Annotated in this window: 10 protein-coding genes; 6 read left to right on the top strand and 4 right to left on the bottom strand. The window is 48.2% G+C overall.

Annotated features, from left to right (window positions below):
* The 5 genes from FHS16_RS26140 to FHS16_RS26160 form a co-directional block, all read left to right on the top strand.
* On the top strand, positions 1 to 855 hold an 855-nt coding region (locus FHS16_RS26140; protein WP_183569754.1), incomplete at its 5' end, for a carbohydrate ABC transporter permease.
* 75 nt (positions 856 to 930) lie between these two features.
* Positions 931 to 2631 carry a type 2 periplasmic-binding domain-containing protein gene (locus tag FHS16_RS26145; protein WP_183569756.1) on the top strand — a complete coding sequence of 567 codons (1701 nt, stop codon included), beginning with the start codon at positions 931 to 933 and terminating at the stop codon, positions 2629 to 2631.
* A 91-nt stretch (positions 2632 to 2722) separates the two neighbouring features.
* The gene (locus FHS16_RS26150; RefSeq protein WP_183569758.1) at positions 2723 to 4510 is read left to right on the top strand and encodes a cache domain-containing sensor histidine kinase; all 1788 of its coding nucleotides are present in this window, start codon (positions 2723 to 2725) and stop codon (positions 4508 to 4510) included.
* Entirely contained in the window at positions 4510 to 6108 is a 1599-nt protein-coding gene (locus tag FHS16_RS26155) for a response regulator transcription factor (protein WP_246431976.1), read from the top strand. Before FHS16_RS26150 ends, FHS16_RS26155 begins: the two co-directional genes overlap by 1 nt.
* Before the next feature lie 32 nt (positions 6109 to 6140).
* Positions 6141 to 8960 carry a DUF8487 domain-containing protein gene (locus tag FHS16_RS26160; RefSeq protein WP_183569760.1) on the top strand — a complete coding sequence of 940 codons (2820 nt, stop codon included), beginning with the start codon at positions 6141 to 6143 and terminating at the stop codon, positions 8958 to 8960.
* Between the two features lie 250 nt (positions 8961 to 9210).
* Here the strand turns inward: FHS16_RS26160 and FHS16_RS26165 are convergent, their stop codons facing one another.
* From FHS16_RS26165 to FHS16_RS26180, 4 genes are all read right to left on the bottom strand, one after another.
* Positions 9211 to 9891: an ABC transporter ATP-binding protein gene (locus tag FHS16_RS26165; RefSeq protein WP_183569762.1), complete on the bottom strand. Its 681-nt coding sequence runs from the start codon at positions 9889 to 9891 to the stop codon at positions 9211 to 9213.
* Positions 9888 to 11012 (bottom strand): ABC transporter permease, encoded by a 1125-nt coding sequence (locus FHS16_RS26170; RefSeq protein WP_183569764.1) that lies wholly within the window; start codon positions 11010 to 11012, stop codon positions 9888 to 9890. Before FHS16_RS26170 ends, FHS16_RS26165 begins: the two co-directional genes overlap by 4 nt.
* A 66-nt stretch (positions 11013 to 11078) precedes the next feature.
* The gene (locus tag FHS16_RS26175) at positions 11079 to 12455 is read right to left on the bottom strand and encodes a sensor histidine kinase (RefSeq protein WP_183569766.1); all 1377 of its coding nucleotides are present in this window, start codon (positions 12453 to 12455) and stop codon (positions 11079 to 11081) included.
* On the bottom strand, positions 12452 to 13129 hold the full coding sequence (locus tag FHS16_RS26180; protein WP_183569936.1) for a response regulator transcription factor: 678 nt from the start codon (positions 13127 to 13129) through the stop codon (positions 12452 to 12454). The genes FHS16_RS26175 and FHS16_RS26180 overlap by 4 nt, the downstream gene beginning before the upstream one ends.
* A gap of 282 nt (positions 13130 to 13411) precedes the next feature.
* Between FHS16_RS26180 and FHS16_RS26185 the strand changes: the two genes are divergently transcribed.
* Positions 13412 to 13909, top strand: coding sequence for a DUF2798 domain-containing protein (locus FHS16_RS26185; RefSeq protein ID WP_183569768.1), 498 nt, complete (start codon positions 13412 to 13414; stop codon positions 13907 to 13909).
* Positions 13910 to 14068 lie beyond the last annotated feature (159 nt).

Genomic DNA, 14068 nt, shown 5'->3' on the forward strand with positions numbered 1-14068 from the left:
GTCGTTCTCATGATTCTGCTATGTGTGTCTGTGCTGTATCCGTTCGCCTATATGCTGGCGATCTCGCTGAATGAGGGAACCGACGCAGCGAAGGGCGGCGTATACTTGCTGCCAAGGGCATTCACGCTGATTAACTATGAAATCGTACTCGGCAACGAAGTGATTCAGCACGCTTATCTCATTACGATATTGCGTACGATTGCAGGTACAATAGCTGGCCTTATGGTTACGCTGATGGTGGCATTCGGCTTATCGTATACGAAGGTTCCATTCCGCAAATCGATTCTAAGCTATATTTTGCTGACGATGCTATTCAGCGGAGGACTTGTGCCTCTCTATATTCAGCTTTATAATTTGGGGCTTATTAACAACTTCTTGGTGTATATCATACCCGGCATGTTCTCGGCTTGGAATATGTTTGTCATGCTGAAGTTCATTCAGGGCATTCCGGAGGCGCTTGTCGAGTCGGCGGAGCTGGACGGTGCAGGACCTTTCCGCGTATTGCTCCAAATCATCGTTCCGCTGTCGAAGCCGATGCTTGCGGCAATCGGATTGTTCACCGCAGTCGGCCATTGGAATGATTGGTTCGCTGGAGCATTCTACGTCACCAAGCAAGATCTTATTCCGGTTCAAACGTTTCTCCAGCAGTTATTGTCGGCACAGGATATGTCAGCCATCTTGGGCTCGAACTCGAATCAGGAAGCACTAGCCAGAGGTTCGCAAATGCAGAACGTGACGCTCATGTCAGTCAAAATGGCAACCGTAATGGTGAGCGCGATTCCGATTCTATGTGTGTATCCGTTCCTTCAGAAGTATTTCGTGAAGGGCGTATTGATCGGCTCTGTCAAAGGATAAGAGCCGTTACTTTGAGGGTATTTGGGCTTCATCACATACCGTTATTTAGGCAAGCGAAAAGGGGAGAAAAGAAGCATGCAGAGCAAATGGGTAAAGAAGACCGGTTTAATGGCTATGTCGGCGGTCGTATTGGTTTCTGTGATCGCAGGATGTTCCGGTTCAAATGCATCCAAGAACGATCCGAAAAGCACGAATGCGGCACAAGGCGGAACGGAAACGACAAAAGGCTCGAACAAATTCAATCTATGGCTGGGCTGGTCAGCAACGGTTAATAATGATAGCCTCGTCCAAAAAAATTGGAAGGAAACGGAGCCAGGCATTGAAGTTGTGCTTGAGGCTACGCAAGGTGACGCCGTTACGGCGCTTAACTTGAAGCTGAATACGGGCGGCTTCGAGGATGCAGCGGTCTTCAACCGCAGTGAAATCGTAAAAGCAGCGATGATTCGCTCCAATAAAGTTATGTCAGTCGAGCCATATTTCGATATGCCTGATCAATATCCCAACCTTGCAGCGATTCCTAAGGAATACTTGGATCAAATGAAGGATGCGGATGGGCATATTTGGTCCATTCCAACCTGGTTCGATCAAAATCCAGATAATCCATGGCCGGGCTGGGCATCGCAAACATGGCTTGTCCGTACGGACGTGCTTGAGAAAGCGGGAATGACCACAGCGGATTTGGCTACGATTGAAGGCGTTGAAGCATATTTGAAAAAAGCCGCTGAGCAAAAAGACGCGTCAGGCAAGCCGCTTATACCACTTAGCTTCTTAATGGATCCTAATGATACGGCAGGCTGGAACGATGAAAATACGGTTTTGAGCACGTTTGGCGTAACGACGGGAGGCGGTATTATCCCGGTAGAGAAGAAGGGTGACGACCTTGTTCTCTTGTATGACGACCCACAGTATAAAGTGGCTTACCAATGGATGAATAAAATGTATCGTTCCAATCTGGTGGACCCAGAGGTCGTAACCGATAAAAAGGAACGCTACAAAGAGAAAAACAAAGCTGGACGCGTAGCCATGAACGTAGGCTCCTTCTTTAATGTGGATAATTCAATCTGGGAGACACTGGACGGCCCGACTGAGCCAGGCTGGTTCTATCAAGTCATTCCATTCCCTAAGGTAGAGGGCGTCGAGAAGCTAGGCGCGAACACGGTCATCAATCCGTATCCAGGATATGACGTCTACATTAGCAAAGATTCCAAAAATGTAGAGGCGGTTTTGAAGTTTCTTGATTACTCGCTTAAGCCTGGAGCGGAACAGCAGCAAGTCATTAACGAAGGACCGGAAGGAAAGTTCTGGGGCTGGATCGATCAGCCGCTAGGTCGATGGAGTTATATTGATGCAGAATATGATAAAGCGCGTAATTCTGGCGAGCCTGCACAGAAAGCGAAAGTAACGCCAGAACTTTACATGATTTCTTCCTATAACAACGACTGGTATCCGTGGTGGAATTACGGCACGGGCGAAAAAGTCGGAAATGAAAAAACGTCGGAATTCACGGCAACGGTAGGACAGATGGGCGCCGTGCGCAGCACGCAAACCTATGACTTGGTTAAAGCGAAGGCAGGCGGTCTGCTGGAGAAATATTTGCCTGAGCTCGAAAATATTCGCAAAGAGTATAGAGCGAAATTCATCATGTCCAAAAGCGACGAGCAGTTTGAAGCAACTTGGTTGGCTTTCCGCGATGCCCTTGAGAAACGTGGGCACTGGACTGAAGTGAAGCAAGAATGGCAGGAGCAATATGAAGTATTGTTGAAAGAGCAAGGCTAGCCGTAAACCATAAATGGAGCAACCCCTTCTGGGAGGTTGCTCCCTTTTCCATTGTTACGAATACGATTACAATACGGAAAGGAGGGATACGATGCAATTACGCCGCAGCCTTGAACGAATCGTTATCAAGTACACCCAGAAAATGAACCTGCGCCGAAAAATATTAATTTTGTATGGAGCCATTATTTTTGTTCCAACCATTTTTTTAGGCATTGTAGCGGGTTATCTTGCGCTTGAAAGCTTCAGGGACAATTATTTGGTCACCATTAATGAAGCGATGCGCCAAACCGTTCAAAATATACAATTCCGCAAGCAAAGCTACGATGTGCTTGCTACGCGTACGGCAACGGATGGAGAGCTGATCTCGCGGCTAAGCCGTAATTACTCGGATATGTTCGAGCAGCTGAACACGGTCGAGTACGTAGACCGTTCATTTGTATATACGAGTAAATACTTACCGGGTATCGATGATTTCCGAATTTATCACACGAATCCGATGCTTGTGCAGGATGGACGGCTGCTGTGGAAGCCAGAGGGGCGCATCCTGCAGCCTGATCTGAATGAGACGGATTGGTATACCCAAACGAGCAAGGCTTCCAGCTCGTTGATATGGAGCAACGTGAACAAAGACAAGCTTGTCATCTCTCATAAAGTGATGAGCTCGACCGGCAATTTGCAGGGCATTATTTATATGCTGCTAGACTATAAATCGGTTTTTGGCAATCTGTTTGATCAGCCGTTTAGCGGTTCAGGCGAATTATCAATTATTGACGATTCCGGCACGATTATCGTTTCCTCCGATCCGGAAAAAATCGGATTGAAGCGGCAGTCCACGATGCTGAACCATCAATGGGAGGAAGCGGGCTCGTCCGATGGCATCATGGTAGATGGCAATTTGCTTATAGTAAGGTCGATTGATTCGAATTGGCATGTTGCCGCATTGATTCAGATGGATCAGCTGGAGCGTCAGTCCAAGACGATTTTGTACGGCATTATTGCTGTTATTTTTCTATTTCTGCTTTGTTCTATTTTTTTGATTATGACGGTGCTGAAAAATGTCGTATGGCGTATTCACAAGCTTGGAACACGCATGTACGATGTCAGCCAGGGCCAATTCGATGTCAGCATCCGCAACACGGCTAAAGACGAGCTTGGCGATCTGGAAATTTTGTTTAATTCAATGTCCGGCCGTCTAGGCATGCTTGTTGAAGACATCACGCAGGCGAAGCTCAAGGAACGCGAGCAATCGTTCAAAGCGCTGCAGGCACAAATCAATCCGCATTTTATTTACAATTCGTTAAGTCTGCTCAGATGGCGAGCGCTGGATCTGCAAGACGATACGCAGCTGCGAACCATTGATGCACTGACCGCCTTTTACCGACTGGCGCTGGACAATAAAATTAATGTCATACAAATAAAGGGCGAGCTTGAGCATGTAAGAGCTTATTTGGACATTCAAGAGATGCGTTATCCGGGCAGGGTGTCCATTGAATGGCATATTGATCCGGAGCTGCTGGACCTGTATACGATCAAGCTGTTATTGCAGCCTATTGTGGAAAATTGTTATTTGCATGGCAACATTACAGGCAGAAAGGACGGCGTCATCCGCATTTCGGCGCAGCTGGAGCAAGACCATATTCGATTTGAGGTGTTCGATAACGGGATAGGCATCCCCAGCGAGATGCTGGAGCAAATTCGATTAGGCAAACAGGTGGGGAACGGCAACGGCTACGGCACGGCCAATATTCGCGAGCGGCTCCAGCTCTATTTTGAGAATAAGCATGAATTTGCCATAGACAGCAAGGAGAATGAGTGGACGGCGGTTACCATCAGGATACCTGCAAGCGTTCATAGGCCGCAGATTAGGAAGGTGATGTGATGTTGTTAAAAGCGTTGATCGTGGATGATGAGCCGACCCATATTCAGGGGCTTGTGCGTTATATCAAGTGGGAGGAGCTGGGCTATGATATGCCTTTCACCGCAGAGTCCGGTCAAGAGGCGCTCGACATCTTGCAGAATGCTTCTATCGATGTGCTGATCTCCGATGTATCTATGCCTGTTATGACGGGAATTGAGCTTGTTGCAAAGGCTAAAGCGAGCCAGCCGCAGCTTCAAGTGCTTATGATCAGCGGCTACAACGAATTCGAATTCGTACAGGAAGCGATGAACGTTGGGGCGCAAGCCTATGTATTGAAACCGATTAAAGTAGAAGAGGTTGAGAGCAAGCTGACCGGATTTCGGAAGACGCTTACGAAGCTGAAGCAAATCGAGAATCAAGCACAGGAGCTGCAGCAGAAAGTATCCGGCAGCCTCGATATCGTTAGAGAACGATTCGTATCCGATGTGATTGGGGTAGCAGACATTCAGGTTGAAATGCTGCATTCATGGGGCAATCTGCTGGAGCTTCCCGCAAGCAATCAAGAAATCGGATTAATCGTTTTAGGATATGATCACTTTCACTCCTCGGTGCAGGATGCAAGGGAGCGGGTTGTGATCAGCAACGGATTTTTGAAAACGGTCCATATTGGCTTAAGCGATTATGACCATGTTTATGTCGCAAAGACCGGTACCGATGAAATTGTCGCCCTGCATATTAATCTAAGCCCGCTTGAACGAGCGTCAATCGAGAAACAGCTTGCTTTCATTCAGAACGTGATGCATGAGCAATACGGTTCAACGGTCACCATCGGCAGTAGCAGGGTATGCACGGCTTGGGAAGATGTGCCGTCGTTGTATAAGGAAGTGAAATTCATGATGGCGAGATTCCGCTTAATGGAGGGCGGGCAAATCTTGCATTACGATCGATTGGACGAATCGGAATTTCAACAATTTCGTCTGCGTGAAGAGATCATACCCGAGATTATACAGCTGACGGAGGACGCTGCCGATGCCCATAAGGTCGTGGACTACGTGAATAACGTGTTTGACATGCTGCTGCCTCAATCTTCTACGCTATTTACGTATGTGCAGGCGTTTGGCATGGCATTGCTCAGTGAACTGGCCCGTAAGCAGACATGGAACAAAGAGCTTGGCGGGGAAATGAATTTGGAGATGTGGCAGAAGCTTATCGATTGCAGAAGCGAGGCGCAAATTCGCGAGGTTGTGCTTGATTACGTTCAACGCCATATGGCTAATGAAAAGAAGAGCGAAGCGAGCCAAAGGCATAATCTAATCGGCAAGGTTACTGAATATTTGGAGACACATTTCCAGGAACATATTACAGTGAAGCAAATCGCTGAAATCCATCATCTGAATGCGAGTTATTTGAGCGTGCTGTTCAAGAAGGAAATGGGCAAAACAATATCAGATTTCCTTCAGGAAACGCGAATGAACAAAGCCAAAGAGCTGCTTAACAATCCGAGCATCAAAGTGTACGAAGTGTCGGAGCAGGTCGGATTTCAGACCTCCGCTTATTTTGCCTATTTGTTCAAGAAGACGACGGGCTATACGCCGCAAGAATATAGAGACTACCATTAAGAAATATGCTATGAGCTGGAGGATTTGAAAAAATGATAATAGAGTCAATTGCGGGAACGTGGAGATTTAGCTTGGACGAGGCGAAGCAAGGCGTCGATCATAAATGGTATAACGAGCGGCTGCAGGATCACATACAGCTGCCAGGGACAACCTCGGAACATCAAAAAGGCGAATATAATACGGCTAGAGAAATAGCCCATTTGACTGAGGCTTATCCGCTGAACGGTTATGCGTGGTACCAACGCGAGATTGAAATCAAAGCAGAATGGGCGAGCAAGCATATCCAGCTGTACGTGGAGCGGACAAGAGTGACGCATGTTTGGATTGGCGATGAGCTGCAAGGCATGCAGAACAGCGTAAGCGCGCCGCATATTTATGAATTCGGGATCATGGCCCCTGGCATGTATACCTTAACCATATTGGTCGATAACAGCGGCCTGCCGATAAAAGGCGGTCATATGACATCACCCGATACGCAGACGAACTGGAACGGACTGCTTGGCAGAATAGAGATTCAAGCATCGGATTTGATCCGAATAGACAACGTCCAGGCATTCCCCGATGCTGGCAACAAGTCCGTTCAGCTCAGGTTTCAAGTGATCAACGATACGATGGGCAATGCGGATGCTAATCTATCCATCGCATTAGCAGACATGGTTGGGGCAATCCAAGGAAACGGAAATGCTGCAGCTGGAGTAAAGACGGCTATCATTCGCTCCGTACCGGGCATACAGTCTGTTGAACTGCACTATGAGCTCGGCGAAGATATCATGCTGTGGGATGAGTTTAACCCCGTATTATATCGCTTGCTTGTAAGTCTGGAGGCGAATGCTAACGGGCAGACGTATCGGAATGAGCAATCTGTCAGCTTTGGCATGCGCCAGTTCGGTACGGAAGGCACACAATTCACGAATAACGGCCGTAAAGTATTTCTGCGGGGAAAACATGATGCGTTGGCCTTTCCTTTAACCGGCTATGCGCCGATGACGGTGGAAGAATGGGTCAAGGTGCTGTCTGTCGCTAAGTCCTACGGCATTAATCATTATCGCTTCCACACCTGCTGCCCGCCGGAAGCGGGATTCATGGCTGCAGATCTGCTAGGTATTTATTTCGAGCCTGAATTGCCGTATTGGGGCGCATTTCAAGATCCTGCGGATGAGGGCTATGATGAGGCGAGATCGGACTATTTGCGTGAGGAAGGGTTGCGCATATTAAAGGCTTATGGCAATCACCCGTCATTTGCTCTGTTTACACTCGGCAACGAATTGCATGGCAGTCGCAACGCCATGTCGAGCCTGTTGAAGGAATATCGGGAGCAAGATAACAGGCGCTTATACGCAGAAGGGGCGAATAACTATTTCTGGGCGCCGGCTTTCTCGGAAGACTCCGATTTCTGGGTGACCATGCGAACAGGGCATGGCGAATCGATGGTTCGAGCTTCGTTCTCCCATGCGGACTTGCCGCTTGGACATGTGCAAGGCAGCTACCCTTCAACCGTTACGGACTATCGGGACAACCTTCCGGACATTCAAGTGCCTACGATTAGCCATGAAATTGGCCAATATCAATCCTTCCCGAACTTTGGCGAAATAGAGAAATACACAGGCGTCCTGAAGGCACGTAACTTTGAAGTGTTTCGCGAACGGCTTCAGGCCGCGGGAATGCTTGATCAAGCCGATCAATTTTTTCGGGCATCCGGACAGCTCGCGGTTATATGCTACCGCGAAGAGATTGAAGCCGCCTTGCGTACGCCGGGCTTCGGCGGGTTTCAACTGCTTGATCTGCAGGACTTTCCCGGTCAAGGAACGGCATTGGTTGGCGTATTGGACGCGTTCATGGATTCCAAGGGCTTCATAGAACCGGAGAAGTGGCGCGAGTTTTGCTCGGAAATCGTTCTGCTGGCAAGGATTCCGAAATTTACGTACACAACGGAGGAGACATTAGTCGCTGAGCTGGAGATCGCGAATTACGGGTCTGAATCGCTTGAAGCCGTACAGCTGGAGTGGTCGCTAAAGCAAGGAGACCGACTAATCGAGGCTGGAGTGACGGCGGCCAAGCATGTTCGGCAAGGCACTTTGGAAGACGTGGGTACGCTGCAGATCGACCTGTCCGCAGCAGAGGCTCCCGCTAAGCTTACACTTGCGCTGAAATGGAAGGGCAGCGACGTCACGAATCATTATCCGATCTGGGTATATCCGTCGGCGCAGGTTGAAGCCAAGCCGCAAGCTGAATTTCACTTGCGCAGGTCATTCGATCAAGAGACAAGCGATATTCTCGAAGAGGGCGGACGTGTTTTGCTCATTCCCCACCAAGAGCAGCTATCCTCTCATATCGATGGAGCGTTCGCATCGGACTTCTGGTGTTATCCTATGTTTAGATCCATCTGCGAGGGGAAAGACGCGGCTCCTGCACCGGGAACGCTCGGAATCTTATGTGATGAGAAGCATCCCGTGTTCAAGGCCTTTCCAACCGAGTTTCATAGCAACTGGCAGTGGTGGCCGATTCTGATACATTCCCATTCGCTTATACTGGATAAATGGCCGGAAGCATTCCGCCCCCTCGTGCAGGTCATTGACAACTTTGAGCGCAATCATAAGCTCGGCTTGATCGTTGAAGCTAAGGTGGGCAAGGGAAGCCTGCTCATATGCGCAAGTGATCTTATTGGCCAGCAAGATAAGCCGGAGGTACGCCAGCTTCTTCATAGCCTGCAGCAATATGCGGCATCGGAGGAGTTCAACCCGTCCTTTGAACTCAGCTATGACCAAATACGCAGCGTGCTGGACCCGAATGCAGTGGGTGAACGCGAGACGCATCGCGGCCAAGCCGTTATTAATCCTTCCTATCCGAATTAGCCAGCAGCATCAAATTAAAAACCTCCACGGCACACTTAGGTGACGTGGAGGTTGCTTTATTTATATATAAGCATTTACATGTTTTCACCTATAAATGCGCTTATAAATCTCCGCGAAACGACTGCTTTTGCCACAGAGGACGGCAACAGCTGTTTACGCTTGATGTATAGGAAAGTGTATTATTTCTCCAACTTTCTCTATATTTCTACGCGAAACGTAAGCTTAGCCGCCATCGGACGGCAACAGCCGCTTACGCTTGTCGGTTCAGCTTCCCATTCTCTAGATAAAGCACGCGATCACATAACTGTAAAACCCGGTCATCATGCGTGACCATAACCGCGCTCGCTCCCTGATCCTTGACTTGCTTCGCAATCATGCTTACTACATCGAGCCCTCGTGCTGCATCCAAGCTTGCTGTTGGCTCATCTGCAAACAGGACAGCCGGGTCATTCATTAAAGCTCTTGCAATAGCGACCCGCTGCCGCTCCCCGCCAGACAGCTTCTCTGGGTAGGCCTTTCGTCGGTGAGACAATCCTATTTTATCGAGCAGCTCTCTCACTCGTTTGAGTGCCTTTGCCTTATCCATCTCGGCAAGCATGGCTACAAGCATCAATTGTTCTTCTACTTTCAAGTAAGGAATTAAGTTGGCGCTCTGAAAAATAAAGCCTATTTTCCGAAGCCGAATTTCCGAACGCTCTTGTTTGCTTTTACCGCCGATAGATTCCCCATCGAGCAGAACATGACCGCTCGTTGGCTCGAGAAGCGCTCCTGCTATGGATAGAAATGTGCTTTTGCCAGAGCCTGAAGGGCCCATAACAGCGACCAGCTCGCCTTCGGCAACCTCAAGGCTAAGCTGATTCAGAATCGTCCTCTGGGTACCGCCATCTTCAAAAGTCCGCGTGATTTCTTGCAATTCAAGTCGGTTTCTCATGCTGCTGTCCTCCCAATCGCATCCAGGGCATCAATTCTGGCGACCTTCCACACCGAGAACAGGGAGCCAGCCAGCGACATGATGACAAAGGACAGGCAGGTAATGGCGAGCGTGGTGAAGCCTAACTGAAAGGGCAGCGAGCTTGGCAATACGATCTCAAACAGCTGCACCAACAGGACGCTAATGACCAGGCTGCTGATAGATAAGATGAGCACTTGCAGCGCCACGCTTCTAACCAAATAAGCAGTTCGTGCACCCATCGCTTTCAAAATACCAAATTGACTCGTTTTCTGAAGCGTAATGACATAAAAGAATACGGCCAGTACAAAAGCGGAAATAACAAACAAGAATACAATCATCATCATGAGCGAGCCTTGCTCTTCTTTGTAGCCGGGAATCGCGGACACTGCCTCGGATTTCTTAATCACTTCCGTATGGGAAAGCGCAGCCTGAAGCTTCTGAACGTTTTCGTTGGCTGTTTTAATAGCAATCGCATTGTATGAGGGATGATCTGCTGATTCATTTCCTTCATGAGCTGCAGTCTGCACTTGAAGGCTAAGCCAATCCTGTTGATTGAGGAAAACGGCCGGCGTATGGCTGAACGACTCGTTTTTCACGAATCCGTTTACTGTCCATCTGATACCCGAAGCTTGATCCACAAGGATTGTACCAAGCTTGACGCCAACATCAGATAGCTTGTCATCAACGAGAACATGCCCTATTAGCTGATCCGAAAGCGGTGAGCCTTCTGTTATGGCGGGTGCCAGCCAGCCCTGCGGATTCACCGCGAGCAGAGTGACATCTATTTTGGATGAATCGACAGAGGGGCTGACCGTTGTCACTCTCACACCAAGCGGCTCTGCATTTTCTATTCCTACGATTAAGCCGGCTTCCTCAAACTGGTTCTGATCGAGCTGAGATCTGGTGAGGCGGTGCTCAGCATGCTGTTCCAAGACAAAATGAGTGGCAGCCATATTCTTAATAGAAGCCGCATTATCATAGGCAAGCCCCTGTGCAAGCCCGGTGACAAACAAGACTAGACATGCTACCAGCACCATAATGGTTGCGATTAACGTATAGCGAGCCTTAGAGAATCTAATTTCCCGAATAGCCAAATACATGTTGCTTCCCTCCTTCGTAATGACCTAAGTATAGGAAGCGAAAATGAACGGCGAATGAATGGCATGTTACAGTTGGGGAAATTCAATTGTAAAGGTCGTTCCCTCGGCAGAGCTGGTCACTTCTATGCTGCCTTCATGGAGTTGGACGATTTTCTTTACAATGGCAAGACCCAGTCCCGTTCGACCGGAGGAACGATCACGTGAGTGATCGGCTCGGTAGAAACGGTCGAACAAGAACGGTAGATGCTCTACGGCAATGCCGTTGCCGGTATCCGCAATATGGATTACGCATTGCGAATGCGTCTGCGCGGCACGTATCTCAATGGTTCTTCCGCTTGGAATATGATTTACTGCATTGCTAAGCAAGTTCATCCACACCTGCATAAGCAGCACCTCATCCCCGCGAAGCATAATGGCAGCAGGAACGGAAATTTTAATCAGCAGCTCCTTCTCCTCTAGCTGCCATTGCAGCACTTGAACGGCTTGGCGGATTTGGCTTTGCAGTGAAAATGTCTTATTGTGGATCGTCTCTTGCCCTTGTTCCAGTGAAGAGAGCAATAGCAATTGCTTGCTGAGCAAGGACAGGTGCCGGCTTTCTCCCTCAATAATCGATGCATAACGCTCACGTTCTTCCCTCGGGAGATCACGCTCGGCCAGCACCTTAGCGAATCCTTGAATCGAAGTGAGCGGAGATTGAATTTCATGCGAAACATTCGAGACAAACTGTTGACGTGACTGGTCGACTCGCTCTAGCTCACGGCTCATGGTCATGAAATGCTCGGCTAATTGCCCAATTTCATCACGTCGATTGGTCGGTAATTTTAAGTTATAGCTGCCTTGGGCAATGCGTTTGGTTGCATCAGATAGACGGGCAATCGGACGGACCAAATATCTTGTGCTGAACAAAAATAAAATAATGCTGATGACGATCGTAAGCAGGACGATGATGGCAAAAAATATGCGCAATTCACCGAACTGCAGAATCACATCCGGGCGAATGAACAAAGCATACTTGTGATTATTGAAGTGGACGCTTGTCCCGACCGTATTGCTTAATGAATTATCGAAAAAGCCGGAGATAAACGGTTTGTTCGGGAACTCGGCAACGCCATGGTACAAGCCGCCATTAAGCACCAGCTCTCTGGCATGCACGTCCAAATCCTGCTCGCGGAAGCTGTGCCCAAAAAAACGATCAACGCCTTGACCGTCAGTTAAATAGATTTGATAGCCTAGCGATGCGGCGTTTTGCAAATAGGTCTCCAAGCTGTTAGGATCCCTCTCTACATAAGCCTTCATTTGCTGCGCAATAACGATCAGCTTCTTATCATTAAAGGGCTTCAGCTTCACATGGTAGTAGGTATTCGCTAACAGAAAGCTCAGCATGCTGCTGAAGAGGATAACTGCAATGGTCATGAGAAAGACCCGGAAGTACAGCGATCTCAACGTTCTTTCACCTCAACCTTGTAGCCGATCCCTCGCACCGTCTGAATCGTGAAATCGTCCGCGTATTCGGCGAAGCGTTGGCGCAGCCGCTTAATATGGACGTCAACCGTGCGCTCGTCCCCTTCGTAGTCCGCTCCCCATACGAGGTGAATCAGTTCATCGCGCGAGAACAGCCGTCCTGGATACTGTGCGAGCTGCGAGAGAAGCTCGAATTCCTTCATCGGCAGAAAAAGGATGGACTGGCCATCGGATACCTCAATATTTCTCCGATCAATCACGATTCGGTTCATCCGAATGATGTCATTGGAGGTGCGATTATAGCGGCGAAAAAGGGCTTTGACCCGGAATACCAGCTCCTCCGGCTCGAAGGGCTTCGTCACATAATCGTCCGTGCCGCGCAAATAACCTTGCTCCTTGTCCAATAGCTGATCCTTTGCAGTGAGCATAATGATCGGAATATCGTAATTTTGCCTAATATGCTCACATAGGTCGAGACCATCCATTCGAGGCATCATTACATCAATAACGGCTAGGTCAATAGGGGTCTCAGTCATCAGCTTGACCGCGTCCAATCCATCCTTCGCTTCGTGCAATTGATAGCCCTCTTTGCTCATGAAATACCGAAGGAGCGTCCTTATATTTGCGTCGTCGTCAACAAGAAGCAGCTGCTTCATCATTATTCCCTCAGGCCCTTCATTTTAAGTGGGGGGAGAGCCCCAGCTCTTTTTTGTTTAAGTCGTTCCCTAATTCAAGGTGCCGTTAATGCTTTTCAGGATTATAGCATTTTTAATGGCTTGAGGAATACGCTGCTTTCATCCTGAAGCAATGACTAGGCCGATGGAGAAACGTTTCGAAAGAAAGCAGCTTTTTTTGCGAGAATGTTCACAGACTGTTCACTTATGCGGAGGCTGCCGCACTCGTTATAATGACAAAGGTAAATAGAAAGGATGATGGAAATGCCAACAACGAAGAAAGAAAATGTTTATTTTGGAATGATGATGTGTGTGGGAATGGTCATCTGCATGACCGTTTACAATTTATTTACAAACGACTTAATCGGTAAAATATCGTGGATAGGAATAGTAGTCCAGCTTCTTCTAGGGTTTGCCGTTGCCTTCTTATTAGAGTTGTTTATTGTCGGTCCAATTGCCAAAAAACTGGCTTTTTCGCTGCCCTATGACAAGTCGAAGAAGCTGTTTGTGATTCTATCCCTAACCTTTTTTATGGTTATCGGGATGGTTCTCTGCATGTCTGCCTATGGACTATTGAATGCTTACCTCGCTAACGGCTTGGGTGGACAATCCTTATTTGAAAGCTATTTATCGATCGTTTTTAAAAATGTGATATTCGCTTTCCCTCTGCAGCTCATCATCATTGGGCCGCTTGTTCGGTATGCATTTGTTAAGTTTATAAAAGCTAAAGCAATCGCGAATCCTTTGAGCTTGAAGGTTTAAGCGGACTGAGCCATTAGACAAAAAAGAAATCGAAGCTCTGTTTCTCGTCTTCATTGCACGAAGAAAATCCCGACCTCGCCCGGTCGGGATTTTTGGGATTTGACGCTATGTAATAGTTGTTATCACAAATGATACGAGTAAAAACGGGCAGAGCCTTCC

The sequence above is a fragment of the Paenibacillus endophyticus genome, from assembly GCF_014192395.1.
Taxonomy (GTDB): domain Bacteria; phylum Bacillota; class Bacilli; order Paenibacillales; family Paenibacillaceae; genus Pristimantibacillus; species Pristimantibacillus endophyticus.